Annotated in this window: 21 protein-coding genes; 12 read left to right on the plus strand and 9 right to left on the minus strand. The window is 58.0% G+C overall.

What is annotated here, in order from left to right:
- Positions 1-51 precede the first annotated feature (51 nt).
- The 6 genes from ACTJJ7_RS02910 to ACTJJ7_RS02935 are packed head-to-tail and all read left to right on the plus strand — an operon-like array spanning position 52 to position 5,669.
- Entirely contained in the window at positions 52-957 is a 906-nt protein-coding gene (locus ACTJJ7_RS02910; RefSeq protein WP_440965247.1) for a SctD/MshK family protein, read from the plus strand.
- 15 nt (positions 958-972) lie between these two features.
- Complete coding sequence (locus ACTJJ7_RS02915; RefSeq protein WP_440965249.1) at positions 973-1,368, plus strand: hypothetical protein; 396 nt, start codon at positions 973-975, stop codon at positions 1,366-1,368.
- Positions 1,349-1,708, plus strand: coding sequence for a tetratricopeptide repeat protein (locus ACTJJ7_RS02920; protein ID WP_440965251.1), 360 nt, complete (start codon positions 1,349-1,351; stop codon positions 1,706-1,708). The genes ACTJJ7_RS02915 and ACTJJ7_RS02920 overlap by 20 nt, the downstream gene beginning before the upstream one ends.
- A 2-nt stretch (positions 1,709-1,710) precedes the next feature.
- Complete coding sequence (gene sctV, locus ACTJJ7_RS02925) at positions 1,711-3,822, plus strand: type III secretion system export apparatus subunit SctV (protein WP_105733659.1); 2,112 nt, start codon at positions 1,711-1,713, stop codon at positions 3,820-3,822.
- A gap of 31 nt (positions 3,823-3,853) precedes the next feature.
- Positions 3,854-5,212: a type II and III secretion system protein family protein gene (locus ACTJJ7_RS02930; protein WP_440965253.1), complete on the plus strand. Its 1,359-nt coding sequence runs from the start codon at positions 3,854-3,856 to the stop codon at positions 5,210-5,212.
- Between the two features lie 4 nt (positions 5,213-5,216).
- On the plus strand, positions 5,217-5,669 hold the full coding sequence (locus tag ACTJJ7_RS02935; protein ID WP_440965255.1) for a hypothetical protein: 453 nt from the start codon (positions 5,217-5,219) through the stop codon (positions 5,667-5,669).
- A 20-nt stretch (positions 5,670-5,689) separates the two neighbouring features.
- Here ACTJJ7_RS02935 and ACTJJ7_RS02940 read toward each other — a convergent pair whose 3' ends face one another.
- Positions 5,690-6,484: a tetratricopeptide repeat protein gene (locus ACTJJ7_RS02940; protein ID WP_440965257.1), complete on the minus strand. Its 795-nt coding sequence runs from the start codon at positions 6,482-6,484 to the stop codon at positions 5,690-5,692.
- Between the two features lie 134 nt (positions 6,485-6,618).
- Between ACTJJ7_RS02940 and ACTJJ7_RS02945 the strand changes: the two genes are divergently transcribed.
- Together ACTJJ7_RS02945 and ACTJJ7_RS02950 are read left to right on the plus strand one after the other, a co-directional pair.
- Complete coding sequence (locus ACTJJ7_RS02945; protein ID WP_440965259.1) at positions 6,619-7,656, plus strand: EscU/YscU/HrcU family type III secretion system export apparatus switch protein; 1,038 nt, start codon at positions 6,619-6,621, stop codon at positions 7,654-7,656.
- Between the two features lie 66 nt (positions 7,657-7,722).
- Positions 7,723-8,304: a L,D-transpeptidase gene (locus ACTJJ7_RS02950; protein ID WP_440965491.1), complete on the plus strand. Its 582-nt coding sequence runs from the start codon at positions 7,723-7,725 to the stop codon at positions 8,302-8,304.
- A 14-nt stretch (positions 8,305-8,318) separates the two neighbouring features.
- On the opposite strand, the gene ACTJJ7_RS02955 is transcribed toward ACTJJ7_RS02950, so the two are convergent.
- The gene (locus tag ACTJJ7_RS02955; protein WP_440965261.1) at positions 8,319-9,338 is read right to left on the minus strand and encodes a LacI family DNA-binding transcriptional regulator; all 1,020 of its coding nucleotides are present in this window, start codon (positions 9,336-9,338) and stop codon (positions 8,319-8,321) included.
- Positions 9,339-9,648: 310 nt separating this feature from the next.
- Here ACTJJ7_RS02955 and ACTJJ7_RS02960 point away from each other — a divergent pair, with 310 nt between their 5' ends.
- From ACTJJ7_RS02960 to repC, 4 genes are all read left to right on the plus strand, one after another.
- Complete coding sequence (locus ACTJJ7_RS02960) at positions 9,649-13,236, plus strand: LysM peptidoglycan-binding domain-containing protein (RefSeq protein WP_440965263.1); 3,588 nt, start codon at positions 9,649-9,651, stop codon at positions 13,234-13,236.
- Between the two features lie 369 nt (positions 13,237-13,605).
- Complete coding sequence (repA, locus tag ACTJJ7_RS02965; RefSeq protein ID WP_440965265.1) at positions 13,606-14,889, plus strand: plasmid partitioning protein RepA; 1,284 nt, start codon at positions 13,606-13,608, stop codon at positions 14,887-14,889.
- Positions 14,890-14,897: 8 nt separating this feature from the next.
- Positions 14,898-15,968, plus strand: a complete 1,071-nt coding sequence (repB, locus tag ACTJJ7_RS02970) for a plasmid partitioning protein RepB (protein WP_105733666.1) — start codon at positions 14,898-14,900, stop codon at positions 15,966-15,968.
- A gap of 207 nt (positions 15,969-16,175) precedes the next feature.
- Positions 16,176-17,522, plus strand: a complete 1,347-nt coding sequence (gene repC / locus ACTJJ7_RS02975; protein ID WP_440965268.1) for a plasmid replication protein RepC — start codon at positions 16,176-16,178, stop codon at positions 17,520-17,522.
- 58 nt (positions 17,523-17,580) lie between these two features.
- Here repC and ACTJJ7_RS02980 read toward each other — a convergent pair whose 3' ends face one another.
- The 7 genes from ACTJJ7_RS02980 to ACTJJ7_RS03010 are packed head-to-tail and all read right to left on the minus strand — an operon-like array spanning position 17,581 to position 22,899.
- The gene (locus ACTJJ7_RS02980) at positions 17,581-18,369 is read right to left on the minus strand and encodes a transporter substrate-binding domain-containing protein (RefSeq protein WP_105733668.1); all 789 of its coding nucleotides are present in this window, start codon (positions 18,367-18,369) and stop codon (positions 17,581-17,583) included.
- Positions 18,370-18,419: 50 nt separating this feature from the next.
- Complete coding sequence (locus tag ACTJJ7_RS02985; RefSeq protein WP_440965270.1) at positions 18,420-19,148, minus strand: amino acid ABC transporter ATP-binding protein; 729 nt, start codon at positions 19,146-19,148, stop codon at positions 18,420-18,422.
- On the minus strand, positions 19,132-19,785 hold the full coding sequence (locus ACTJJ7_RS02990) for an amino acid ABC transporter permease (protein WP_105733670.1): 654 nt from the start codon (positions 19,783-19,785) through the stop codon (positions 19,132-19,134). The genes ACTJJ7_RS02985 and ACTJJ7_RS02990 overlap by 17 nt, the downstream gene beginning before the upstream one ends.
- A gap of 10 nt (positions 19,786-19,795) precedes the next feature.
- Complete coding sequence (locus tag ACTJJ7_RS02995; protein ID WP_440965272.1) at positions 19,796-20,479, minus strand: amino acid ABC transporter permease; 684 nt, start codon at positions 20,477-20,479, stop codon at positions 19,796-19,798.
- Between the two features lie 15 nt (positions 20,480-20,494).
- On the minus strand, positions 20,495-21,250 hold the full coding sequence (gene kduD, locus ACTJJ7_RS03000; RefSeq protein WP_105733672.1) for a 2-dehydro-3-deoxy-D-gluconate 5-dehydrogenase KduD: 756 nt from the start codon (positions 21,248-21,250) through the stop codon (positions 20,495-20,497).
- A 5-nt stretch (positions 21,251-21,255) separates the two neighbouring features.
- Complete coding sequence (gene kduI / locus ACTJJ7_RS03005; RefSeq protein WP_440965274.1) at positions 21,256-22,092, minus strand: 5-dehydro-4-deoxy-D-glucuronate isomerase; 837 nt, start codon at positions 22,090-22,092, stop codon at positions 21,256-21,258.
- 42 nt (positions 22,093-22,134) lie between these two features.
- Entirely contained in the window at positions 22,135-22,899 is a 765-nt protein-coding gene (locus ACTJJ7_RS03010) for a GntR family transcriptional regulator (RefSeq protein WP_440965276.1), read from the minus strand.
- Between the last annotated feature and the right edge of the window lie 208 nt (positions 22,900-23,107).

Raw genomic sequence — 23,107 nt, forward strand, 5'->3', positions numbered from 1 at the left:
CGAGGTGCCATTGGGCGCCGATGCCGGCGCCACAGTTAATACAGGTTTCTCATGATGTTGATGAAGCAGATTCCGGGCGGCACAGGCGAATTGACGTTGAATGTCCTCGATGGCGTTCATCGCGGTGTCGTGGTTCCCATTTCCGGTGATGATTGCCAAATCGGCTCTTCCACCGACTGCGATCTGTTTTTGAGCGACAGTTCGATAGAGGAACGTCACTTCTCTATTCGCCGCGCGGGGGCAATGGTCGTTATCGGTGCTCATAATGGTGAGGTTGTCATCAACAACCGCACAACGCTCGAAATCGGCAAGGGCATGCGCACAAGGCTGCCCGTGAGGATTTCCGCAGGCGGCGTTTCCATGGTTCTCAATGGGCCGGCGAAAATGAAGCCGGATTTGCAATCACGCCTTCGGCCATGGCGTAAATTCGGGTTGATTGGCGGCTGCATTGCCTTGCTGGCCGTGTCGATCGCGCTTGTTCAGGCTGGCATTGCCGGTAATTTTGACAGTCGCCGTGCCGGTTTTGAGACTACCGCCGCGTTGCAGGTCGCGCCCGTATCCGCAGCGGCAGGAGATCCCCGTCAGGTGCTCAGCCAGATGCTGGCTGACAATGGCCTTGAGGCTCTGGATGTTCAATGGGAGGGATCGCGTGTGCATGTGGGCGGTGCGGTCGATCAGGCACAGATGAAAAAGTGGACCGATGTCCAGTACAGATTTGATAGCCAGTATGGCAGCCGCAACGTCGTGTCGAGCAGCGTTCATGAAGAGGCAAAGAGAATTCAGCCGAAATTCAAGCTGCAGGCGGTCTGGTTCGGAGAAAAGCCCTATGCGATTGCTGCTGACGGTTCGCGTCTCTACACGGGTGCCGCCTTGGAAGACGGCTGGATCATCAAGGAAATCGGGTCGCACAGACTTGTCGTCAAACGCAACGCGGAAGAATTCACGCTGACATTCTAACCGGCGGGAGGGCCTATGGCGCTTGATCTGCGTCGCACTGAAAGCCGGGAGCGCGCTGAGCGGCTGTTGCCATCCGCCGCCGATCGTAGCGGCATGTCCCCCGCCACGGATGTGCAGTCTTTTGAAACTGCGCTGCGCAGCACCAGGCTTTTCAATGAACGCGGGAAAAATGCCAACCGCAAGCGCACGGACAAGTTCTCGCGGGTCGACGCATCGGCGATTGGACGGCTCAAGGGGTTCCATAACGAAGAAATGCTTTTGCATATTCTCGAGCATGTATTGCCTCTCCTGGAACTGGGGCCGGACGTTGCCGCCCTTGCGGTCGAGCTGATGCAGGAGGAAATCGATAAATGCCGGGATGTGAATGGCCGAATTGCAGAGGTAAAGTCCATTGAACTTCAACGAGCGTGACAGCGCCGACTATCTTCACACATTGGGCCGGCTGTATTGGCGCGCGGGAAATCTCGATCGCGGCCTGGTGTTCCTGCTGCTGGCGGCTCGTGTCGCCCCCGATGATGCTGCCATCCTCAAGACGCTTGTGATGGTGTTTATCGAACAGGGAGCGGCCACGCGCGCTTTGACGACCATCGACCGCATGGCGGACCTGGGCGAAGAGTTTCAGCTGGAGCTTGCGGCCTTGGAAAGCCGCGCCCTCTGGACCGCGGGGCAATATCAGGAAGCCCGTGATGCTTTCTCCGACTTCATGACCAGGAAGTCAAAATCCGCAACGACTTCTCCGGCCGGATCCTGACGATGCAGATGCTCCTGCAGCTGAACCAACTGGCACGAATGGCGGCGCGGCGCACCGACCTCGTCGTTGCGGTCATGGTGCTGCTGGCAATCAGCATGATGATCCTGCCCCTGCCGACCGTGATGGTCGACGTGCTGATCGGCATCAATCTTGCCTTTAGCCTGCTGGTGCTGATTGTCGCCTTTTATATCTCCAGGCCGGTGGAGTTCTCGGCTTTGCCGTCTGTCATCCTGTTGGGAACGTTGTTCCGCCTGTCGCTCACGATCACGACCACGCGCCTCATTCTGCTTCAGGCCGATGCAGGTGATGTGGTGAATACGTTCGGGAACTTTGTCGTGGGCGGCGAGATCGTTGTCGGTCTCGTCGTGTTTCTGGTGATCACCGTCGCCCAGTTCGTCGTGATCACGAAGGGCGCCGAGCGCGTGGCCGAAGTGGCTGCACGCTTCACCCTGGATGCGCTGCCCGGCAAGCAGATCAGTATTGATAATGAAGTGCGCAACGGCGACATAGACGCGGCGGAAGCCAAGATCAAACGGCAGAATCTGGAGCGGGAAAACCAGTTCTACGGCGCCATGGACGGCGCAATGAAATTCATCAAGGGTGACGCGATTGCCGGTATCATCATCATCGGAATCAATCTGATTGGCGGGCTCAGCATCGGCATCTGGCAACGTGGTCTGTCATTCGGCGAGGCTGCCCACACCTATTCGCTGCTGACGGTCGGAGACGGCCTGATCGCACAAATACCCGCGCTGCTCGTCTCGGTTGCCTCGGGTGCCGTTGTGACCCGCGTTGCCTCGCACGGCAATCAGGACCTGGGCACCGAAATCGTCGGGCAGCTGGGTGCCGATCCGCGCGCGATCTCCCTTGCTGCGGTGATCCTTTTCCTGCTTGCGTTTGTCCCCGGCATGCCCGTCACCGTCTTTCTGTCGCTCGCGGCCATCGCCGGCGGCCTTGCATTCATCCGCAGGCGCCAGATCAGGGTGGAGAACACCGTCTTTGAGCTGGAGAATGAAGCGAAGGATCTTCAATCCGAGACACCGGAGCCATCACGCGAAACCATGTCCCGGCTTGCCGTCTGGCTCGGCGAGGATCTGGGCAAGGTCATTTCGGCGGAAAAGTTTGCTGCGGGTGCCGAGACGATCAAACGGCGCATTCTTGTCGATCTCGGCATCAATATTCCGCAGGCGCAGCTGTGGCGGGCCGAGGATGGCGAGAAGAATGATTTCCGCCTTGACCTTGAGGGCGTGCCGATCGTGGAAGGAACGATCGAGCCAGAGCATCTGCTGGTGCTGGATGCAGCGACCGATCTGGACCTGATGAGCATCGATTACGACGATGCGGGGACGTTGATCGGCCGCAGGTCAACCTATTGGGTGCACAAGCAGCACGAGCAGAAGCTCATGGACGCTGGCATTCCTTATCACGCTCCGGACGCTGTTCTGCTTGAAATCATGTTCCATGCATTGCGGCGTTACGCTGCGCATTTTGCCGGCATTCAGGAAACGAAAGCCCTGCTGGCCGCCTGTGAAAGCCAATACGGTGAACTGGTCAAGGAAGCGGTTGAGGTTTCTTCCGTGCAGAAGATTTCTGAAGTTCTGCGCCGCCTTGTCGAGGAGGATGTGCCCATCACCAATATGCGGGCCATTCTGGAAACGATCGTGGAAAATGCGCCGCAGATCGAGAATGCGCATCAGATGACGGAACTGGTGCGAAGTGGTCTGGCCCGCCAGATCAGTCATCGCCGCGCGGAGAAAAACCGCATCATTCCGGTGTTCATCCTGACGCGGCAGATTGAAGAAGCCATCAGGACAGCCTTGAGACAGGGAAACTACCTGCAGGACGATGTGTTGAAGCCGCTCATTGATCAGGTCAGTGCATTGTTGAACTCGGGCGATCCGATGTTGAAGCGTTCGGTGCTGACGTCAATCGATATTCGCCGGCAGATTCACAGCATCCTTGCCGGCCAGAATGTCGATATTCCGGTGCTGTCCTATCAGGAAATTGCCTCAGAATTCAATGTGCAGTCATTGGCGACAATCGCCCTTCCTGCACCGGAAAAGCCTTCCTCGCTGAAGGCGGAACGCAATGACCAGACGGAAACGGCCGGATAGACCGGCAGGCCAGGTCGGGGGACCCAGAAGAGTGAAATACCTGATACGCAATAGGAAATGGCCCTCCGGCAGGGCGCCCGGCATGATGCTGGGCGTGCTGCTTCTGGGCATGATATCGATGATTGTCATGCATGATTCTGCCCACTCGCAGACGATCAGCGTTGATGCCATGACCGGTCAGCCTCTGAAGCTGACGCAAGGGCAGGGCGTCATCATCCGCTTTGATCAGCCGGTTGAATCGGTGTTCGTGGCGGACACCCAGATCGCTGACGTCCGTGTGGTTTCCCCGGGCGCGATCTATGTTTTCGGATCGGCGGTCGGCACGACCAATCTCATAGCGCTCAACGCTGACCAGAGTTTACGCGGAACCATGAAGCTCATTATTTCGGGCAATACCGATCCGGCAAAGCAGTCGATGAAGACGCTGCAACCCAACACCATCATCGACGTGAAGCTGTTTGGTGAAAAGACCGTTGCCACGGGTAAAGCGCGCTCGGTTGGCGAGGCCGTGGACACGGAATCCGTCATCCAGTCCTACGCCAAGCCTGGCAATCCTCCCATCAACAACACGACGATACAGGGCGCCAACCAGGTCAATATCCGCGTGCGGTTCGCCGAGGTGTCGCGCAATTCGCTGGAACGCTACGGCCTTAACTGGAGCGCTCTGATCGAAAAAGGTTCATTCTCATTCGGCATCGTCAAAGGGAACCCCCTGCGGACCGTGCCGGGCGGTATCAATGCGCATCTGGGAACCGGTAATGTGAACGTCGACGTTCTGCTCGACGCGCTCCAGAACAACGGTATTCTGACAGTTCTCGCAGAGCCGAACATCACGGCGGTAACCGGACAGACCGCCAGCTTCCTCGCCGGCGGTGAAGTGCCCATCCCTATCCCAGCCGGCGACCGGCAGATCGGCATCGAGTACAAACAATTCGGTGTCTCGCTGCAGTTTACACCGGCGCTTCTTCCCAACAATCGCATCTCCCTGCAGGTCAAGCCGGAGGTCAGCACCATTTCGGCGGCCACGGGTGTCTCCATCGGCGGTGTCAGCGTCCCGGGGTTCAAGGTGCGCAGGGCAGACACGACGGTTGAAATTGGCAGCGGTCAGACATTTGCCATTGCCGGTCTTTTCCAGAGAGAAGAAACGCGGGAGTTGGAGAAAACCCCTATTCTCGGCGATGTTCCCATCCTGGGAAGCCTGTTCAAATCGAAGAAATTCCAACGCAACGAGACGGAGCTTGTCATTCTTATCACGCCGTATCTGGTTCAGCCGCGCTCGGACAGATCATTGAAGACACCGCTCGATAGCCCAAGCGGTGCGTTGTCGGCTCCGGTCGCCAAGAAACGGCAGGTCGCGAAAAAAGGATATGGTTTCTATGTGGGAGATTGAGACGATGATCGTGAGCCCACGCCGGATTCTGCGCGTTACCGGATTGTGCATCCTTGCCGGTGCGAGCGGGTGCCAGACCCAGCCCGAGCCATACTCGCCCAATTATCATTATGTAACGACTGGCCCTGTCACGCCTGACGCCAATGGTAAAGTCGTGCGCAAAGGCTATGACCGGCCGGGCAGCAAGGGATATGCAGCCGAAGGCCGCATGCTTGTTCCGGATGCCTGCACGACACCCGACAAGACGCCGGATGCACTGTATCTGCCATCGGGATGCGCCAACAATCTCAATCTGCAATTGATGGCGGAAAAGGAAGGCGACCTGGTGCGCGGCCGGGATATGGGCCCTGCCATGGCCACGCCTGTGGCACGGGCGGCAAGGCGCGTGATTGATGGGGAAGACCATCGTTCAGGTGGCAAAGCGCCTGAATCCACCACCAATGTCGGGGGAATTTAAACAGATTGGAGGTCAGGCTGTCAGCCGGAGGCAAGCACGCCAATCGCCTTGGCACGCGATGCCGGATCCTTGATGGTGACGGCATTGGCGGCCTGACGAAGAATGGTTTCCTTGCCGGCTGCCGTCATCTCGGGAACATTGACCGCGCGTGCTTCGTCGGTGCGGCCTGACATGCGCAGAATGACCGCGTAATTGATAAGCTGGCGCCGTTCCACCAAGGGTGAATTGACCACGTCCTGCATCGTCGAAGCGGCAACCGGGAACTTGCCGCCAACGGCCTGCGCCAGGGCAAGGTTCGTTCGGGTATCGAGTTTTCCAGGCTCCATCGACAGTGCCTTGCTGAAGGCCGTTTCGGCATTTTCAGTTTGGCCAAGCAATATATAGGCGGTACCAAGCTTGTTGTAGACTTTGCCGGACGGCGCATGCGCGGCGGCGGCATTGAGTGACCGGATGGCACCCTGGGCGTCGCCCTTCTGCAATTGAATGGAGCCCAATCCAACAAGGGCTTCGCTGCTGTTGGCATTTGCGCCTAGCATGGTGCGGTAGGCGGCCTCCGCGCCGTCAAGATCATCCGCTGCTTCCCGCGCTTTTGCCAGCCGCAGTTGAATGGCCGGATCCGTCGAAGAGGTTGCGGCGCGCTCGTAGAGGGCAAGCGCCGTTCCGCGGTCGCCGCGCTTTTCAACATCCGCCGCGAGCTTTATCAATCTGGCCTGGTCGGTCATTTGCGGGGTCTGTGTCTGCGGTGCGGTGTTGCAACCGCAAAGGGCGAGCAATACGCCGCCATATGCCAAGGCATTTACCCAGCGTCGTGCCATGCGACTCTTCCCCCCGCGAATAATCATAATATGCTCAATATCGCATATGAATTCTATTTCACAAGTTTCATATTTTGTTTTGTGAGTGTTTGTGTTTGTGGCACAAATGGCCGGCGGAAACATGGATGTGAGCATTGACCGATACCAGTGAAGAAAAAAACCTGCCGGCATCAGACAAGAAGATCGATGACGCGCGGCAAAAGGGGCAGGTGGCCCACAGTGTGGACATGGTGTCCGGCGCCACGCTCCTGGGAGGAATTGTTTTTCTTTCCAGCATATTGGCTTCACTTCAGTTTCGCGCTGAATCCCTGTTTGAAGAAGCGGCCCGGTTTTACGAACAGCCCTTTGCAGATGTGCTGCACCGGATGACACGGATCGCTGCGAGCGGATTTCTCACCTCGGTCTTGCCCATCCTCATTATCACGATTGCCATTATCATAGTCACAAATGCGGCCATCACCGGAGGCTTTGTGTTCTCGACCGATCCGCTGAAACCGGATTTCAGCCGCATCAACCCTGCAACCGGTTTCAAGCGGATATTCTCCCTGAAAAGCGTTGTCGAATTCATCAAGGGTATTGTGAAGATCGTGTGCCTGGGCGCGGCCTTCGTCATTGTGTTCTGGTCGGGACTGGAAGCGCTGTTTCAGTCTCCCTCCTGCGGCGGTGCCTGCACCCAGGAAACCTTTTGGGCAATGGTCCGTCCGCTGGCCATCACGACGGTGCTCGCCTTCCTGATTGTCGGCGCATTCGACGTCCTGTTGCAGCGCTGGCTGTTCCTGCGCGAAATGCGCATGACGCGGAGTGAACTCAAGCGCGAACGCAAGGATATTGAGGGCGACCCGGCCGTCCAGCGCGAGCGGCTGGCGGAGCGGCGGGCGACGAGCGCCGTGAAAATCGGGCTCAAGAACAGTTCGCTTCTGATTGTAAGCCGCGATCGTCTCGTCATCGGCATACGCTACGTGGCGGGGGAGACACCGGTGCCGGTTCTGACCTGTCGTTCCACGCCGGAGAATTACCTGGTGATGCTCGCCCGTGCCCAGGCATTGGCCATTCCGATGTATGAGGACGAAAAACTCGCATTGGATCTGGAGACCGTCAGCCTCGGCACCCCTGTGCCGGAGCGCCAGTTCAGCGCCGTCGCCAATTATCTCGTGGCAGCCAAGGTTATCTGATACAGCCGGAGAATTCCCTTGCCATCATTCAAGTCTTTCGCCGTTCTTGTTACCCTTGCACTGCCTATGGTTTGTCAGCCGTCTCATGGCCAGGCGGGTCAGGCTGCGGGTGGCAGTCCGGAAAACACCGATGTCATTGCCCCTGAATACAGGGATTTCCTGTTTGGCGAATCTGCGCCTGTAACCGCTCGCCGTCCGCATCACCCCACCCGATTGGCAGCACCGAAATACGTCACATATACCGGCAATGAAGCTGCGGGAACGATTGTCATCGATACGCACAGGATGTCGCTTTCGCTCGTTCTGGGCGGCAGTGCGCTTGTCTATCCGATCGGTGTCGGCCGAGAAGGCTTTGCGTGGTATGGTGTCGAACAGGTCAGCCGCAAGGCAAAGTGGCCAAGCTGGACACCCCCCGCCGATATGCTGAAACGGCGCCCGGACTTACCGGCCTCGATGCCGGGCGGAGCGGATAATCCGCTGGGTTCGCGCGCCATCTACCTCGGCCAGACGCTGTATCGCATTCACGGGACGAACGAGCCGGAAACCATCGGAACCACATCGTCATCCGGATGTTTCCGCATGCTGAACAGCCATGTCGATGATCTCTACGACCGGGTCAAAATCGGCGCGAAAGTGGTGGTGATGTGACGGAGCAGGGCGGGTTAATCGTTGGCAGCGCGGCGTTGCGGCCGCTGATGACTGGCGCGCGGTAAAAATTCCACGGGGTGGATTTCCTGCAAGGATTCGGGCGCTTCTCCATTGATTGCACGCAGCAAAAGTGAAGCGATACGGGCGCCGATGTCATCGCAAGCGACGCGCATCGTCGATAGGGGCGGATCGGTAAAAGCGCTGACTGGCAGATCGTCATGGCCGGTAATGCACACGGTGTTTCCGTCCCTGACTTCCCGAAGCGCGCGCATGGCCCCAACGGCCATTTCGTCGGTTGCGCAAAGAATGGCTGTCGGTTTTACCGGGCCGGTCATGAGCGTCTTTGCGGCTGCATAGCCTCCGTGTTCGGAGGGCGCAGCTTCTGCCAGCAGTTGTGACGGCAAGCCCGAACCAGCCAGCGCATCTTCCCATCCCAGCCGGCGGTGATAGGCAAATGAAAACTCCTGCGGTCCGGCGATATGCGCGATATGCCTGTGTCCATCGGCTATGAACCGGCGTGTGGCATCGCGAAATCCGGCAAATCCATCACCGTCAAGGAACGCATGCGGCTGCGCCGATTCCGTACGGCCAAGCGTAACGAACGGAACACCCCGCGACTGGAGCAGCGTAACCCGCTCGTCATGGCGTTTCGTGCGCACCAGCAGCATGGCATCGACGCGTTGTCCATCAACAAAGCGTTTGCACATTTCCAGCTCACATTGGCCGCGTGGCACCGGTGCAATGAGGAGGTTGAGCCCGGAGAGGGCAAGCTGCTCGGCGCAGGCGGACAGGATGTGAAGGAAATGCGGGGGCCCTATGTGGCCCGGTGAGGTTGGCAATGTGACGGCAACGACTTCGGTGCGCTGGCGCCGCAAGCGCCGTGCGGACGCATTCGGTTGGTAGCCCATCTTGGCCGCCGCCTGGAGAACCCGTGCCTTGGTCTTGGCCGATACGTCGGCGTAACCGTCCAGCGCCCGTGAAACGGTTGTGATGGATAATCCAAGCGATTGTGCAAGTTGTTTCAGATTGGACATGCCAACTCCCATTCATGTCAGGACACAGTTTTTCAAAACGTTTTGGAAGTCAATCGGCAAAGCCACGGCAAGGCCTTTGCCGCCGCAGGATTTGCCGCCGTCCATATCTGGCCTTGTTGATCACAAAAGTTTCATATGATGAACCGTGCGCATGTCTCATTTGGATACAAGGCGAAAATGGCGCGCAACAGCAATAAATTGCGGATGCTGCCGGTCATCTATGGACTCACATGAATGTTTTGTGAAACTATGATGAACATTTTGTGAGAAAATATGTGATCGTGAATTTAAACAATCCGGAGATGATGAGATGGCATTCGGTCTTGGCGGAATCCTGCTTACCAGACTTCAACGCGATATCGAGCTTGCACGGCAGGCTGCGCTCACCGCGGCAAGCTACACCGCAAAGCAGGGCCAGACGCCACAAATCGTGGCCAAGGCGCTTGGCTACAGCGATGGCGGTCAGGCCATTGCCAAAGCCAACAATATGCGGGTTGATCAGGTTCTGGATGCCGGTGCCGTGCTTGTCATACCAAAAATCGACCCGGCCACGAACGCCTCTCAAGTGAAGTTCAACGATGCGGTTGCTGCAAGCAGGAACACCACACCGCCCCCGATCCTTGCAGATGTGCAAGCCGGAAAGAGCATCGACGAGATAGCCGGTGACCGGGGGATCAGCCGTCCTGATGTTATCAGGCAGATGGAAGCAGCTGGACTTGGGCTGGAAACCACCGATCCGACGAGTGACAATGGCGATGTCAGGACAATCCGGATCATCGACCGCAAAACCGGCGGGGTCATTGCCACTCATTATGAGGATTTCCAGCACGGCGGCACGTCTGCAACCATCACAAATGCCGAGGGAAAGGAAATCGATGTTTCCGCACCCAAGGGCACGGGAAACATCGCGCAAAGACCGTTCATGCCCCAGGGCAATCCGGAACAGGAAACAGATGGGCGCGTCGATCATCGCATTCGGCGCAATGAAACTCTGGACGGTATCGCGCGGGTTTACAACCAGGCCCAGCCTGATATTCTCGCGTTCAACGGGTCCATCGCTGACGCCAACAGGATCAATGAAGGCGCGACGCTGCTCGTCCTGAGCAAGGAACGGCGGACAAGCCTCGAAACCATTAACGCCTTGCAAGCCGACATCGACAAGGCCGCATCACCAGCAGAAAAGGATGCGAAAACCAAAACACTCAGGCTTGCCGTCAATACGGATATGCTTTCGGCGGCAAAAAACGGCGGCTATGCGCCCGAAACGTTGAAACTCCATCTCGACCAGCGGCAGGCCGACCTCGAAGCATTGGGGCCAAAGGCGGACAGTTATAAAACTATCGTCGCAGATGAGCGCAAAGCGGTGGAAGAGGGGTTCAATGCCGTTTTCAAACCGCTGAGCGCGTCCATAACGGCGGCACAGCAGAATTCATCCGGCTGGGGTGACGTCCAGGCCGAAATTACGCGCCAGTTCGAAACACTCGCCAAGGACGCCCCGGATGGCGGAGAAGCTGCCATCAACAGTGCCCGCGAAACGCTGAAACTCTACGGCCCGGCCGACAGCAAATTCACCGATGCGCTTGATGCCAGCGGTTACGACGTTCTTGTTGCCAAGCCTGCGCGGCGTGTTCAGGACGCGTATTCCAAGGGCGAGAACAAATTCAATGGCCTCGATGGCGATGCCGGGAGAGAGGCACAAAGAGAAGATGGTGCAAGCCGCGCCGCCAAGACCCTGGATGAGGTAACGAAGAACGTTACACCGGAGACGGCCATCCTTATTCTCAAGGAAGCCAACAAGGAGACGAACGCGCAGGGCAACCCGAAGACAAAAGTCATTGACGAGATCGAGCAAGCAATCGGCAAGCGGGCAGCGATTGCTTCAGGCGCCAGCCCTGATCACCGGCTCGGCGGCAAAAACTCCAACATTGCCGAAGAGATCAAGTTCTCGCTTCAGTTGACCCAGCGCGATACCGTGGCGAGCTACTCCAGTGTCCTGGGACATCTTGCGCAAGCCCCCCAGGGGAAGACCTTTATCGACGAGCGGGCGCAGTCGATAGCGAAATCCGTAAAGTCGACGCAGGATCAGACCTTTTCAGACTGGGAGAACCGGCTTCCTGAGAAGGTGCGCGGCTTCACGCTGGAAGAAAAGAAGAAAATTGGCAAGGAGATGGGCATCCCCTATCCGGAGATCAAGGCGGCCAGCCCCGACAGTGCCGGCGAGCCATTCCGCAATGCAATCGCCGCCGGCAAGGATCCGTCGTTGACGCTTGCCGTCATCGGGCAGCTCAAGAAGACAGGCGACAACGCCAACGCAAGCCTTCTTCTCGATGCGGCCACCAAAGGCACGCATGATCTTGTGGCCAATAGCCGGAACGTTGTCGGCGAATTCTCCAAGGACCATCTTGTCGTGGCGGATGACTGGAAGTCGGCCCTGAGCACGAAACAGCTGACCGACGGTATAAATGCATCGATTGCGAAGAACCCCGGCAGCAAGGACAAAATGGATGCCCAGGGCGCCCTGGTGTTCCGCAGCCTTGCCGCTCTTCATGCCGCAGAAGGCGATATGCAGGGTCTGCAGGGTTTCGATCGCTATCAGGCCGGTATCAGCGCGCTTGAACATGATGACCAGACCCAGTTTGCCGTCAACAACAGTGAAGAGGCCTGGAAGGAGATGGGCAAGGCCTATATCGCCAGTACGACGCCTCCGGAAAAGGTTCCGGTGCCCAATACTCCCAGTCTGTTCTGGTCTGGCCGGGCAGTCATCGGCATGCACAAAACCTTGGCGGCCTATGAGGCGCTCGGTGGTAACAAGGTCTACAAGCCACCAACACCGGGAAGCATCGATATTGCGTCACGGCTGAACCCGGCCCAGGTCGACGGCAAGCTGGCGCAGAGTTCTTCGATCCTGTTGAACGGGCCCAATGCGGCAACCGATCCGGCCGCGCGCAAGGCTGCTCTTGAAAGTTTGAGCAAGTCCTTTGACGGCTCCAAGTTCGATCCCCGCGCGGGCATCACGACGGCTTCCGGTTTCGGCAAGGGGCTATCGGCAATACAGGGCTTGCTTTATCTCGGCAGCACGGCTGAGAATGCAGCCAATCCTGATCTGCTTTCGAAGTCGTTTGCCGTCTGGCTGACGGGCGGTGTTGCCTATGAAGCCAGCCAGCTGGGAGCGGGACTGGCCCGTTCGGTTGTTGAAAACGGGCGCTTTCCGAAAGGCGGCTTTCTTGACCGGGCCTCCAGTTTTGCCGAGGTGAGCGGTACGCCGAAATGGAGCTGGTTCGCCAAATATTTTGATCGGGCCGGGGGCCTGCTGATGGTCGCCTATACGCTTGACCATGTGGCCAAGGGCAAGTGGGCAAATTCAGCCTTCGCCGCAACCACCACCCTCGGTACATTCCTGTCCATGATGAAGTCACCCAAGGCTGGCCTATGGGGAGCAGGACTGGCCGTGGTCGGGATCGTCGGCGAAATGGTCTACAACAATATCCGCAGAAGCCAGGCTGCGAGCTATTATGAAGGCCCCACCGAAGAGTTCCTGATCAAGGCCGATTTCAGACCGGACGCTGCCAAAATTCTCGCCGATCACGACGATGACGGAAACAGCGTCGGTTCAGTCATCGTGCCGCTCGCCAAGCAGCTCAATATGCCGCCGGAGGCATTGACGGAAGCGCTGCGCCGCTCGAGTGACGATGCGAAGCTGAAGGAATTTGTCCGGAATGTTCACGAAGTCAAACCCGACAAGAAAAGCGGGCAATATCCGATGTCGGCCCCGGAGCGTCTGCCGCCTTTGAAAATGCCGGACGGCGGTACGGTGTCGCGTGATCCGTCCAACGGGCGGGCGCGGACGATCCCCGAACTGGCCGACTGGGTCCGGCACAATCTGGTTCTGACCAGCTAAGCCACGTCAATCGCTTCGGGATGATGCCACTGCTGGGTGTTCTGGGCTCATTTGGGTCCAGAATGCCCGGACTATCGGTGTTTTGATGGCCGAACCATATGATTTTGGCCGGTTATTGCTCGCAGGCTGCCTTAATGGTTAATTTGCGTTAACTATAAAGTGCTTGACGCGACTCGGTTCTTTGAGCAGTTTACTTACGGTTTTAAGGGGTATCCTGCGATATTAGCGTTACATGTAAATCTGAATGTTAGTGCTGTTTAGCAGCGTTAAACTACCAGCCAGCGTTACCCTTTTGGTATTTCTATCGAATCGGCGCATCCTCAGCCTGCGCCGACGCGATTCTATAGGACAGGCGCACAGGAACGATACGTGACTATGATGAATGCGGTACAGACAACTCAACCGGATGGCGCGCAATTGGCGGCTGTGCCACAGCCATCCGCTGCCCTGACCGCAGACCGGGCCATTGCTGCGGACGCGGAAATGCTGTCGGCGCAGTTGCAGGCGATGCGCAACCGCCTGTTTCCGCCCACTGCCCAGAAGGCCCTGCGCAAATTCACCAGCGGCGAGGCGGCAAAGCTCATCGGCGTTTCCGACGGCTATCTGCGCCAGCTTTCCATTGCGGGCGAGGGGCCACAGCCGGAAACCGGCGCCAATGGGCGCCGCCTTTACTCGCTCGCCGAAATCAATGCGCTGCGCCATCATCTCGCCGAAGCCGGGGGCCCGAAGGCCAAAACCTATCTGCCGCGCCGCGATCCTTCGGCCAACGAGCATATGCAGGTCATCGCGGTCACCAATTTCAAGGGCGGTTCCGGCAAGACCACGACGAGCGCGCATCTGGCCCAGCACCTCGCCATGGCCGGTTTCCGCGTCCTCGCGGTCGATCTTGACCCCCAGGCGTCGATGTCGGCGCTGTTCGGCTACCAGCCGGAACTCGATCTGACCGGCAATGACACGCTCTACGGGGCCATTCGCTACGACGGCGAACGGCGCCTGATGCGCGACATCATCCGCAAGACCTATTTTGACGGGCTCGATCTTATTCCCGGCAATCTCGAATTGCAGGAATTTGAACACACCACGCCGCAAATGCTTGCCGACCGCCAGCATGGCGCGCAGCAGAGCATCGAACAGCAGCTGTTCTTTGCCCGGGTGCAGGCGGCGCTGGATACGATCTCGGACGACTATGATGTTGTTGTCATCGATTGTCCGCCGCAGCTCGGCTTTTTGACGCTGTCGGCGCTTTGCGCCGCCACGTCGGTTCTCGTCACGGTGCATCCGCAGATGCTCGATGTGGCATCCATGAGCCAGTTCCTGTTCATGACAGCGGATCTTCTGGCTGTCGTGCGCGAGGCGGGCGGCGAACTCAATTTCGATTTCATGCGCTACCTCATTACCCGCTTCGAGCCGAACGATGCACCACAGCAGCAGATTGCCGGCTTCCTGCGCTCGCTCTTCGGCGATCGCGTCCTCACATCGGCCGTGGTGAAATCAACGGCATTTTCCGATGCCGGCCTCACCAAGCAGACGCTCTACGAAGTTTCACGCGACAGTTTCACCCGGGCAACCTATGACCGGGCCATCGAATCGCTGTCCTCCGTCAATGCTGAAATCCAGGGCCTGATTTTCAAGGCCTGGAACCGGCCTGTGTGAGGGAAGCAATGACTGACAAGAACCGCAGGGATCAACTCAAAGCTCTTTTCGGAACGGTGGATACGGCCCCTCAGCCGGAGCCAACGCCGCTTCATACGGCTCCGATGGACAATACTCCTCCTTCTGAGCAACCGAAGCAGCGCACGGCGTCCGGTGCCATCAAGGCTATGGGCCTGTCGCTCGGCGGTATCTCGCGTGAGCTGGAGGATGCCCGCAAGATTAGAGAAAGTCTTGAGGGAGCGGAACGGGTCATCGAGATTGATCCCCAGCTTATTGAATATTCTTTTGTCGAAGACCGGTTGAGCCACAATTTCGGCCTTGACGAGACGTTCAGGGAACTGGTCGAGAGCATCAAGCTGAATGGCCAGCAGGTTCCCATTCTCGTCCGGCCGCATCCCGAGCGCCGCGGATACTACCAGACCGCCTACGGCCATCGCCGCCTGCGGGCCGCGGCGGAACTCAAGCTGCCGGTGCAGGCGATCGTCCGTGAGCTCAGCGATGCCCAGCTTGTGGTGGCGCAGGGCAAGGAAAATGCCGAACGCCGCGATCTCTCGTTCATCGAACGGGCTTTCTTTGCCCGCAACCTCATCGATCGCGGTTTCAGCCGGTCAGTGGTGCAGGATGCCCTGGCTTTGCACAAAGCCGAGATGACCCGCTACCTCCAGGTCGTGGACGCCATTCCGAAGCCGATTCTGCAGGCCATCGGCCCTGCACCCAAAATCGGCCGGCCGCGCTGGGTCAAACTGGCTGATCTGTTGAAGAAGCCGGAAGGCCGAACAGCAGCGCAGGAGATTGTGCAGCAGGACCATTTCAAGCTGCAGGGCAGTGATGGCCGCTTTGAAGCGGTGCTGGAGCGGCTGCTGGAGCTTAACAAGCCAGCTGCGGCGGCAGCCAGCGCCGATCCGGCCGCCGCCAGGCATATACGCGACGATAATGGTGATTTCATCGCCCAGCTCCTGAACAGCAAAAAGGAACGGTCGATCAGTTTTGCCGACACGGTTCCCGAGGGGTTCGTGGAATATGTGGCTGGCGAGTTAAACGGGCTTTTGCAGCGCTACAGGAGCGAGCGAAAAGTCTGAGACGGGCGTAATTCTGGTTTTGTGTAAGCGTTGAACGGAAAGAATAGAGAGAAGGAACAACGGCAAGAAAAAAGGCCCCCAGAACGTTACCGCTCCGGAAGCCCTCTTCAATGTAGCAATTTTAGAGAATCACTTCCTACCTGACTTGTCAAGCGTTGGACGCGTTCCGGCAACACCTTTCCCTTGCCTCAATTTGAGGTAGAGAAAATGACTGATCGTTTTGCAACGACGCCATTTGGCGGGCGATCGCTGTCGCATGCCATGTTCGCGGTGCAGGAAAAGACAGCCCGCGCCCGTGAAAAGCTGGCCGGTACAGACGCCAATCACCCGGAAAAATGGGCGCTGCTGCGGGAATTGACGCAGGCGCGCGCGGCTTTCTTCCTGTCGGATCGCACCATTGCCGTGCTGGAGGCCCTTCTGAGCTTCTATCCCGAAACCTTGCTTGACGGAAGCGCCCCCCTGGTGGTGTTTCCGTCCAATGCGGAGCTATCGATGCGCACGCGGGGCATGTCTTCTGCAACCATCCGGCGGCATCTGGCCGCACTTGTCGAAGCGGGATTGATCATCCGGCGCGACAGCCCGAATGGCAAACGCTATGCCCGGCGCGGAGAAGGCGGCGAAATCGAGCATGCATTCGGTTTCGATCTCTCTCCTCTGGCGCTGCGCGCCGATGAAATCAGGGACCATGCGGCCGCGGCACGGGACATGGAGCGCGCCATTCATCGCGCCCGCAGCGAAATTACCATCCATCTGCGCGATGTCTCCAAGACCATTGACGCTGGACTGAGCGAGGAACGCCCAGGCGCGTGGGAAGCCTATGCGGATGAACTGGCAGCCCTCTCGGGGCGCGTGAGCCGGCATTTGCCATTGGAGACCATGAAAACAAGGCGGGACGCGCTTGCGGATCTGCGCAGCAGGGTCGAAAAAGCCTATCTCGATACACTTTCAAATGAAGAAATGAGCGGCACTGACTCTTCTTCTGAGCGCCATATTCAGAATTCAAATATAGACCACCATTTTGAAAGGGCTTCCGAAAAAAGCCAGAAACGAACGGCAGCGCCTGAAACTGCAAACAACGGAAATGCTGAAGCGGAAGAAAACCCCAAGGCGGAAGCCGGGCGCAGCCAGGCAATGTCAAAAATGCGCGAGCGGTTGCTGAACGCCAAAGTGAAGCGGGCGCAGCTCGGCGATATCCGGACGGGAGATTTGGCCGCCGGGCCGGTGAAGGCGGCGGCGCTGCCATTGGGTGCCGTGTTGGAAGCCTGTCCGCAAATCCGGGACTATGCCCGCAATGACATCGAGGATTGGCGTGATCTGATGCAGACCGCCGGTCTGGTCCGCTCCATGCTCGGTATTTCGCCGGACGCCTGGGAAAGGGCGCGTGAAACCATGGGGGATATCAACGCTTCCATCACCATTGCCGCAATATTGGAGCGGGCAGGAGAAATCCGCTCACCCGGAGGATATCTGCGGGCGCTGACCGACAGGGCCGAAATTGGCCAGTATTCGGTCATTCCGGTGATAAAGGCGCTCAATGGCGAGGGGAGATTATAGGCGTGGACAGCGAAAAGGGGCGCGCAAGCACCCCTTTTCCAGCTTTTTTTGCCTGAGGTTAACGAGAGGTGAGATCGTCAGGCAGATCGCGGTTGTGAAACTCCTTGAAGACGGTTCGCAGCGTTCCATTGGCGAAATTGGTCTTTACCCAGTTGTTGAGCCAATCCTGCAACGGCTTTTCACCCTTCGGCAAAGCAATGCCGAGATTGGTTTCCTTCTGCGTGAACTTCAGTTCGAGCGGATTGCTCGTGCGCTTCTTGTTCAGACCGCCCAGGACGGCAGACTGGCTGGAGATAATGTCAACCTGACCCGATACGGCTGCGGTAATCAGGGTTGCGTCGTCTTCGAAGCGTACGATTTGCGCACCGGGCGCATTCTGGGTGATGTCCATGTCATTTGTCGTGGCGCGGGTAACACCGATGCGCTTGCCGGCGAGATCGGCATAATTCTTGATCTCGACATTCTTGGGCGCGGCGACAATCAGGCTGAGCGTGGCGTAGGGAACGGAATAATCGATGGCCTTCTTGCGCTCCTCGGTAATGCCGAGTGCGGAGACGACCATATCCGCCTTTCCGGTCTGGACTGTCGGCACGCGGGCAGCGTTGGTAATTTCGACCAGATCCAGTTTGACGCCAAGGTCCTTGGCAATGAGCCGGGCGGTCTCGACGTCCGAACCTGTCGCCTTCAGATCGCCATCGACATAGGAATATTCCGGGCTGCCCATGGCGACAGCGATGCGCACCTTTCCGGATTTCTTAATATTTTCAAGGACATCAGCTTGCGCCGCAGTGGCGGCTATCATGAGTACCACGGCAGCGGAAGCGGCCACTTTCAGTATCGTTTTCATGTTCTCTCTCCCAGTTGATTCAGTCTCGCCGGTGTAAACCGGATTTGCAGTCACAGGCCGTTTGCCAGAAACTCCTTCAATTCCTTTGTCTCCGGCCGCACGAGCATGTCACCGGTGCCGGTCTCCCAGACCCGGCCGGTATTCATGTAGATGACGCGGTTGGCGACCTTGCGGGCAAAAGCCATCTCGTGAGTGACGACAATCATGGTCATCCCGCCCTTGGCCAAATCTTCCATGACGCGCAGGACTTCACCCGTCAGTTGCGGATCGAGTGCCGAGGTCACTTCGTCGAACAGCATGACTTTTGGCTGCATGGCGAGTGACCGGGCAATGGCCACACGCTGCTGCTGGCCGCCGGACAATTGCTCGGGGTAAGCCTCGATTTTCTCGATCAGTCCCACCTTGGCGAGAACGGATTTTGCCGTCTCGAATGCCTCTGCACGGCCGATACTCTTGACGCGGCGCAGCGCAAGCATGATGTTTTCCGCCACATTCATGTGCGGAAACAGGTTATAGCTCTGAAACACCATGCCGACGTCCTGGCGCAGGGCCCGGATGTTCAGTTCCGGTGATTCCACCAGGTGCCCGCAGACTTCAATCGTTCCGCCCTGAATGGATTCAAGCCGGTTGATGCAGCGCAGCGCAGTGCTCTTGCCCGAGCCGGATTGACCGATCAGCGCCACCACTTCTCCCGGTGCCACATCGAAGGACACACCTTTGAGAACGTCGACGGAGCCGAAACGCTTGATCACTTCATGGAGTTTAACGGCGGCCGACATTCAGTTTCCTCTCGAGAGAACGGCTCCAGACCGACAGCGGATAGCAGACGCAGAAATAGAAGGCGGCGGCGATGCCGAAGATAAGAAAGGGCTGGAAAAGCGAATTGTTGATGACTTGCGCGGCGCGGGTCAGCTCGACAAAGCCGACAACGGAGGCAAGCGAGGTATTCTTGACGAGCTGCACCATGAAACCCACGGTTGGCGGGGTGGCGATGCGCATGGCCTGCGGCAGGATCACATCCACAAGCACCTGCCAGCGGGTCAGGGCGAGACATTCGGCGGCTTCAAACTGGGTGCGGGGCACGGATTCGACGCATCCGCGCCAGATTTCGCCGAGATAGGCGCTGGAATAGATCATCATGCCGACACCGGCAGCCATCAGCGGGGGCAGTTCAATGCCAATGACGCCGAGGCCGAAATAGATGACGAACATCAGGATGAGAAGCGGCGTTCCCTGAATGATCTGGACATAGACGAGAGACAGCCGCCGCAGCCAGCGCATGGTCGAAGTGCGGGCGAGCATGACAAAGAACCCCGCAACGCCGCCAAGCGCAAAAGCGAGTGCCGAAAGGACCACGGTCCAGACCAGCCCGTGCAGCAGGTAGACGAGGTGATTTATGGTGAAACCGTCGGTCATGGCTGCATCCTCACAGGGGCGTTCCGAGCTTGCGGCGACGTGGAAAGATGGCGAGCGCTATCGCGTGAAATCCGAAGCGCAGCAGATAGGTGATGACGAGATAGATCGCAGCGATGACGATATAGGTTTCAAACGAGCGGAAGGTGTAGGACTGGATATTGTTGGCGACACCCGTCAGATCCTCCGCCGATATTTGTGATGTGATCGACGTTGACAGCATCATCAGGATGAACTGGCTGGTCAGAGCGGGATAGACGCGCTCAATCGACGGCATGAGGATGATGTCGCGATAAATCTGGAAACGGGAGAGCCCAAGCGCTTCGGCCGCTTCGATCTGGCCGGGGTGTACGGCCTCCATGCCCGCCCGTACGATTTCGGCGGTATAGGCTCCAACATTGATCACCATGGCGAAAACCGAGGCGAAAAACACCGGCATGGTCAGGCCGATGGACGACAATCCGAAGAAAATGAAGAATATCTGGACGATGAACGGTGTGTTGCGAACAATCTCGATGTAGATGCCGACGGCGAGACGCAACCAGGGATAGGCGCTGCGCCGGGCAATGGCGCAGAGGACTCCGATGACAAGCCCGACGGCCACCGCGACCACAGTCATCTCGATGGTCGTTACCGCGCCCTGAAGAAAGCTTTGCCAGTAGGGGAGGAGCGCTTCGAAATCGAACTGATAATTCATGGCGCTTTTCCCGCTCTATCGTGCCAGCCAGCCGCCATCGACGGGCAGCACGGTTCCATGGACATAATCGGAGGCACGGGAAGCCAAAAACACTGCTGCGCCACCAATATCTGCGGGATTTCCCCAGCGGCCAGCCGGGATTCTGGCCAGAATCTGGGCGCTGCGGTCTTGATCGTCTCTGAGTGCCGTCGTGTTGTTGGTGACGAAATAGCCGGGAGCGATGGCATTGACGTTGACGCCCTTTGCAGCCCATTCGCATGCCAGAAGCCGGGTGATACCGGCCAGCCCGCTCTTGGAAGCGGTGTAGGACGGAATGCGAATGCCGCCCTGAAACGACAGAAGCGACGCAATATTGATGATCTTGCCCTGTCCGGCGGCAATCATGTGCCGGCCGGCGGCCTGGGCAAGAAAGAACGCCGATTTCAGATTGGTGTCGATGACCGCGTCCCAATCGGCTTCGGTGAAGTCGACGGCGTCATTGCGGCGGATGATGCCGGCATTGTTGACGAGGATGTCCAGCTTGCCGAAGGTTTTCCGCGTTTCCTCGACGATGGCCGCGACCGGCGCGATGGTGCCAAGATCGGCTTTTATTTCATGGAAACCTGCGCCTGCTTTTTCGACAAAGGAACGGGTTTCGTCCATGGACGAGCGGCCAACCGCGGCGATGGATGCACCCGCCTCGGCGAGCGCCACCGCGATGCCCTGGCCGATGCCCGTATTGGCGCCGGTGACGATGGCAATCCTGCCGGATAGATCAAATGGCTGCGTCATCGATGTCACCGCAGTGCGCTGATGGGGATATGATCCATATCCGTGAAGCTCTTATTGTCGCCGCCCATGGCCCAGATGAATGCGTAGTTCGAGGTGCCGACACCCGAATGGATGGACCAGCCTGGCGAGATGATCGCCTGCTCGTTGGCAACGACGAGATGACGCGTTTCGGAAGGGTCACCCATCATGTGGAACACGCGCTGATCGTTGGCGAGATCGAAATAGAGATAGGCCTCGGACCGCCGGTCGTGGGTGTGCGACGGCATGGTGTTCCACATGTTGCCGGGCTCAAGCTGGGTCAGGCCCATGACCAGCTGGCAGCTGTCGCAGACCTCGGGATGAATATACTGGAATATCGTGCGCTTGTTTGATGTCAGCTGGTCGCCCAATCTGATGTGTTTTGCCCGCTCCGGCTTGATCAGCGTGCTTGGATGGGCGGCATGGGCCGGCGTCGAGAGCAGATAGAACTTTGCCGGGTTTGCCGGGTCGATGCTTTCGAACACCACGTCCGCCACGCCTTTGCCGATGTAGAGGCAGTCCCGTGGATCGAGGGTGTGAATGGCGCCGTCGAGTGTCACACGGCCTGCGCCGCCGATGTTGATGACACCCATTTCGCGCTGAGCGAGGAAGAATTCCTGACCGATCGGCATCGGTGCCGTCAATGCCAGTGGTTTGCTGGCGGGCAGGGCACCGCCAATGACGAGGCGGTCGATGTGACTGTAGGTCAGTACGATTTCATCGGTTTCGAAAATGCTCTCAATGAGAAAGTGGCGGCGCAGATCGTCCGTGCCATAGGCACGCACGGCGTCGGGATGGGAAACCTGTCTGACTTCGATTTTCATGTCTTACCTTTGTGTGTTCTCTTTGTTGCGCCGGTCCGCGCATTATTCGTCGTCGATGAAGTAACTGGGATTGATGTTTCGCATCTCCTTCACCTCGTTGAGCATCTGCCCGAGATGAAAGCCCATGGCTTCGACCGCATGCGCGGTGTCGTGCCGGCGGATACCGTCGAGAATGGCTTCATGCTCGACAATGACGCGGGTCAGGCGGCCGCGTTGCGGCAGGGTCAGACGCCGGTAGCGGTCGATCTGCATCTTTACTTGCTGGATGACATTCCAGATGCCAGGAAACCCCGCTATAGCATTGATTTGCAAATGAAAACTTGTGTCGGCCTGATGGAAAAGCTCATTGTCAGGCACGGCTTCAGCCAGGGTAAGCTCGGTGACGCTGGCCTCAAGACGCTTGATATCGGCGGCGTCTGCCTGTTCGGCAGCAAGCCTTACGGTGGTTTCTTCCAGCGATTTGCGAATGAGAATGGCTTCATAAAGCGCGCGGCGCGGAATGCGTGCCACGAAGGTTCCCGATTGTGGAAAAATATCGATCAGACCGTCATCGGCAAGGCGCAGCACGGCCTGATGAACAGGCGTGCGGCTGACGCCGAAATGGGCGGCGATGTCCTTCTCGGAGACGGGCTCCATGGGTTTGCGCCGGAGTGAAATAATGTCCTCGAGCAGTTCCTTGTAGATATGCGTTGCCGCACGCGGTGTTGCGGCGCGCTGTTGCACATAGGCGGTCTGCGAGGATGAAAGCGGATGCGTCCGGTCGCGCTTTCTGTCGGTGTCGCTGTTTTTTCTGTCATCCGTGAGCATGCTGCCTGTCCTCTCGTCCTGCGGTTACCGTTCTGGCAATTGTTCCGCACGCATTGACGGATTTCCCGTGGTGTTCCGCAAGCCGTCATCTCAATTGAAATATAAATATTCTAATATTTCAGTTTTGGCAAGGCGACGAAAAATGGTTGTGCACAGCAGGTTATGAGCGTTGTTTGTGAAAGCTGGAGGAAAGGAGGGAGATTAATAT

The organism is Phyllobacterium sp. 22229 (assembly GCF_052056495.1).
Classification (GTDB): Bacteria; Pseudomonadota; Alphaproteobacteria; order Rhizobiales; family Rhizobiaceae; genus Phyllobacterium; species Phyllobacterium myrsinacearum.